The sequence below is a fragment of the Solirhodobacter sp. genome, assembly GCF_964715405.1.
Genome location: NZ_CBAICG010000089.1, coordinates 1 through 3,893, shown reverse-complemented (window position 1 = coordinate 3,893; position 3,893 = coordinate 1). Strand labels below are relative to the sequence as shown.

At 65.7% G+C, this 3,893-nt stretch carries 6 protein-coding genes; 2 read left to right on the top strand and 4 right to left on the bottom strand.

Annotated elements, in window-relative coordinates:
- Positions 1 to 145 precede the first annotated feature (145 nt).
- The 3 genes from AC11WY_RS19180 to AC11WY_RS19170 are packed head-to-tail and all read right to left on the bottom strand — an operon-like array spanning position 146 to position 2,105.
- Complete coding sequence (locus AC11WY_RS19180) at positions 146 to 802, bottom strand: DUF2971 domain-containing protein (RefSeq protein ID WP_482928464.1); 657 nt, start codon at positions 800 to 802, stop codon at positions 146 to 148.
- 8 nt (positions 803 to 810) lie between these two features.
- Positions 811 to 1,563 carry an EcsC family protein gene (locus tag AC11WY_RS19175; protein WP_482928462.1) on the bottom strand — a complete coding sequence of 251 codons (753 nt, stop codon included), beginning with the start codon at positions 1,561 to 1,563 and terminating at the stop codon, positions 811 to 813.
- Between the two features lie 44 nt (positions 1,564 to 1,607).
- Positions 1,608 to 2,105 carry a GNAT family N-acetyltransferase gene (locus AC11WY_RS19170; RefSeq protein WP_482928460.1) on the bottom strand — a complete coding sequence of 166 codons (498 nt, stop codon included), beginning with the start codon at positions 2,103 to 2,105 and terminating at the stop codon, positions 1,608 to 1,610.
- Positions 2,106 to 2,209: 104 nt separating this feature from the next.
- Between AC11WY_RS19170 and AC11WY_RS19165 the strand changes: the two genes are divergently transcribed.
- Positions 2,210 to 2,818, top strand: a complete 609-nt coding sequence (locus tag AC11WY_RS19165; RefSeq protein WP_482928458.1) for a flavin reductase family protein — start codon at positions 2,210 to 2,212, stop codon at positions 2,816 to 2,818.
- Positions 2,819 to 2,909: 91 nt separating this feature from the next.
- Here the strand turns inward: AC11WY_RS19165 and AC11WY_RS19160 are convergent, their stop codons facing one another.
- The gene (locus tag AC11WY_RS19160) at positions 2,910 to 3,434 is read right to left on the bottom strand and encodes a hypothetical protein (protein ID WP_482928456.1); all 525 of its coding nucleotides are present in this window, start codon (positions 3,432 to 3,434) and stop codon (positions 2,910 to 2,912) included.
- 159 nt (positions 3,435 to 3,593) lie between these two features.
- On the opposite strand from AC11WY_RS19160, the gene AC11WY_RS19155 reads away from it, so the two are divergent.
- Positions 3,594 to 3,893, top strand: a 300-nt coding sequence (locus tag AC11WY_RS19155; protein WP_482928454.1) for a helix-turn-helix domain-containing protein, incomplete at its 3' end; no start/stop codon positions are given.

Below are 3,893 nucleotides of genomic sequence, written 5' to 3'. Positions count from 1 at the left end.
TTGCGCGGCGTATTTCGGTCGGTGAGCAGGGCTTCAAGCTGCTCACGCTCAACGGGGCCAAGGTATAGGCAGATTCCATCGCGTCTCATGCCGCGAGAATAGCACACCAGAACGACAACGGGAACCATCCGTCAGGTGGATAACACTAGGCGAACAGGCCAAATTCAAGTCCGAATTTATCATTCGAAATCGTCGCTTTCTCGATTTTCACTTGGGCAGATAGATTGCGCAGGCAGTTCTGCACGTCTTCGATTCCCACCGTGCAGCGCACGCCAAGGGTGATGCTCACGAGTTCCAGAGACGGCGACCACGGATCGAAATAGAGCACCCGCCCATCGACAACCTTGGTTTGAGCTACATTCAAAGGACACACGCCCCGAACCTCTTGTTCTGCTTGCCACTCACGTCCCTTGGTGAAGACAAGCGTTTCAACGTCTTTTCCAGTGGGCTCGTCAGTCAGGGGCTTCCTGTCTCCTACATACGACACTTCAAAGAAATGTGGTTCCAAGACACGGAAGCCGAGGGCAACGCCCCGGTGATGATTGGCGTAGCGCGACCACATCAGAATGTGGTCACGCCGTTTTGCAAACGATACGAAACCAACCTTTCTGTGGGAATCATCCCTGACCCAAGCCTCGTATGCCTTGCCGTTGAATGCGAGAAATTCGAACGGGTCGTTGGTTTCCAGAATCCGCGAAATCTTGTTCCGCTGCTGCACCACGTTGTCGAGCCAATGGCTATCCATGAACTTGTAAATGATCGTCTTGGCCTTGACCGGCACAAAGCCATTCGCAGACCTCATGCGACCCCCTACCCCGCCGCCGCCCGGAACGCCGCCAGCACCGCGTCATCGCCATGCACCTCGGCCAGCCGCTTCAGGCCAAAGCGCACATGCGCCATTTCCTGATAATAGCGGACAAAGGCGTAGTTGATCCCCGCCCCCGCCACCGAGCCCAGCAAAGGCACCGCCTGCGCCGCCAGCTTCTCGCCCAGCACGGTTGCAAAGCGCGGCGCCACGGCCGAGATCACGCCGTTCAGCGTGGCCCCGGTGATCGTCACCCGCGCGCCCAGAAACGAGGTGTTCACGCCATCATCGCGTTCCAGCGGGCTGCCCGAGCCGAACACCTGCAGGCATTCCAGCCGCACGCCTTCGTCCTGCGGGTCGTAGCCATGCTCCGCCGCGATCCGCTGCAGCGAGCGGAAGATCACCGTCACCGTCACCGGCAGTTCCGCCAGCGCAGAGGCCAGGCCGCCAAAACCGCCCACCGCGCCGGTCAGCGTGGCCAGCGCCAGATGCCCGCGTTCGCCCAGGCGCGGCCCCGCCGTCACGGTGCGCCCCGCCAGCCGGTAGCTGCGGTCAAGAGCGGCTGCCGCGACCGACTCGATGCGGTCCTTCACCCCGTCCGGCAGCATCTCCAGCCGGCTTTCGATCCGCGTTCCGGCGGCGTTGACAATGGTCATCACCAGCCCGCCCGCCTTGCGGTGGCGCGTCGCCAGCGCCGTGATCTGCGCTTGCGGCAGCACAACGGGCATCAGGCTCAGTTCGGGGGCAATGGGGTCCATGCCGGAAAAGGTAGGGGGCCGCGTCCGCGCTTGCAAGACGCGGCTCAGCCGCCCGGTGCGTCGGTCCAGCGCGTCACCTCGCCGCTGACGCCCGTCCACGCACCCGGTGCCAGTTCAAACCCCAGCACCCGGTCGGGGTTGGTCGGTGGCGGCATCACCACGCCCGCCAGCTTGCGAAAACCGAAGCGGCCATAATAGGGCGCGTCGCCAACCAGCAGCACCCGGCGCCAGCCCAGCCTGCGCGCCTCGGCCAGGCTTTCGTGGATCAGATAGCCCCCCAGCCCCTCGCCCTGCCGGGTCGGGTGCACCGCCACCGGGCCCAGCAGCAGCACCGGCTGGCCCCCCACCCGCACCGGCCAGAACCGGATCACCGCCGCCAGCACGCCATCCTCGCGCAGCACCAGACACAGTTCGGCGACCTTGGGCACCCCGTCGCGGAGCCGGTAGGACGACAGCGCCGTCCGCCCCGGCGCGAAGCACAGGTCATAAAGCGCCTCGACCTCCCACTGGTCGGCGTCGGTCTCTTCCTCGAGCTGGTACATGCCTGTCCTGCCCTCCCCGGCCGCATCCTTGCCCGCGCGGCGAATCTTCTGGAAACGCGGGTAGCATGGCCCTAGGTCAGGGGCAAACGGATCGAGGATCGCCCATGTTCTACCGCCCCGCCGACGGCCACGGCCTGCCGCACAACCCGTTCAGCGCCATCATCGCGCCGCGCCCCATCGCCTGGGTGTCCACCCGTGGCGGCGACGGGACGGAAAACCTGGCGCCCTATTCGTTCTTCAACGCCGTGGCCTACACCCCGCCGCAGGTGATGTTCGCCTCGACCGGCCGCAAGCCCGACCGGGCGCGCGGCAAGGATTCGCTGGCCAACATCGAGGAAACCCGGGTCTTCTGCATCAACGTGGTCGAATATGCCGCCCGCGAGGCGATGAACCGCTCGTCCGGGCCCTGGCCGAAAGAGACCGACGAGTTCACCCTGGGCGGGGTCGAACGCACGCCCTGCGACACCATCGCCTGCTCGCGCGTCGCCCATGCCCCCGCCAGCCTCGAATGCCGCCTGACGCAGGTGATCGACCTTCTGGGCCCCGGCAATCACCTCATCCTCGGCGAGGTCATCGGCGTGCACCTGCGCGACGATTGCCTTGTCGATGGCCGCTTCGACGTCACCCGCTTCCAGCCCGTCGCGCGGCTGGGCTACCGGGACTATGCCGTCGTGCGCGAGGTGTTCGAGATGACGCGGCCGGGCGAGGCGTGAGGATCATCATCCACGGCGTCAGCGCCAGCGCGGCGCGCGATTGACCACAATCCGCGACCGCGGCCTGACGCTGCGCACTCCGGAACGGCCGTCAGCGGAAGATCTGGATGTTCAGCATGCAGCGCCCGTTGTCGGCCCGCGCGCCCTCGGTGCTGAAGCGCGTCATCACCCCGGCGATCGCCGCCAGCACGCCGAAGGTGTTCATTTCCGTCTCTGCCAGCACCGGGTTGACGCGGCGAAGGAAGGTCACCGCCGGGTCGTCGTCGTCGTTGGCCAGCATGACGGTCGCCACGGCGGTGTTGTCGACCCAGAACGTGCGCGCCTGCCGGGCATAGACCATGACCTGCACCGATCCCATGTCCACCACCATCATCTCGACGCTGTCATGCAGCAGGTGCAGGCCTTCGATCTGCCCGTAGGCATTCAGCGCCTGCCGCACGCCCGAGGTGGGCGTGGCCGCATCGGTCACGATCCCGGTCGCCGCGCTGCGCGCCCCCCCGGTGACCGAGGCGATGCGCGACAGCCCGTCCGCCACGTCATAGACGTCGCCGAAATCGAGGCCATTGCGCGTGTAGTGAAAATTCCCCGTGCCGGCGGCGAAAATCCTGAAACTCATATCCTGTCCCCGAAAATCCCGATTCAATGGGCCGAGATTACCAGATCGGCGCCCACCCGGGTAAGAATCTGTGCAAAACCGGTGCTGTTTCGGGATCGCCAGGCTTAGACTCAAACTTCAAGTGCAACATCCACGGCCCGCGGGGCATAGGGTGTTGCGATGGACAGACGATACAAGCACCTCGACGGCGAGGAACGTGGCGTGATTTTGGCGGAGCATCGTCGCGGGGCGAGCCTTCGGGAGATCGGCGGGCTTCTGGTGCGTGCGCCGAGCACGATCGGCCGGGAACTGCGGCGTGGTCGCCCGGATGGGTTGCCCGCCCAGCCCTACTGCGCGCAACGCGGCGGGCTGGAGTATCGTGCGCGCCGCAAACACTGCGGACGGCGGCAAAAGCTTGCCCTCGGCGGCTGGCTGCATGACTTTGTGCGAGGCAAGCTGATCCACCGGCGCTGGTCACCC

What these genes read in the sequence shown, in the direction of transcription:
- AC11WY_RS19180 (WP_482928464.1), bottom strand. Translation starts at nt 802, where the DNA reads ATGAGGTCTGCGAATGGCTTTGTGCCGGTCAAGGCCAAGACGATCATT.
- AC11WY_RS19175 (WP_482928462.1), bottom strand. Translation starts at nt 1,563, where the DNA reads ATGGACCCCATTGCCCCCGAACTGAGCCTGATGCCCGTTGTGCTGCCG.
- AC11WY_RS19170 (WP_482928460.1), bottom strand. Translation starts at nt 2,105, where the DNA reads ATGTACCAGCTCGAGGAAGAGACCGACGCCGACCAGTGGGAGGTCGAG.
- AC11WY_RS19165 (WP_482928458.1), top strand. Translation starts at nt 2,210, where the DNA reads ATGTTCTACCGCCCCGCCGACGGCCACGGCCTGCCGCACAACCCGTTC.
- AC11WY_RS19160 (WP_482928456.1), bottom strand. Translation starts at nt 3,434, where the DNA reads ATGAGTTTCAGGATTTTCGCCGCCGGCACGGGGAATTTTCACTACACG.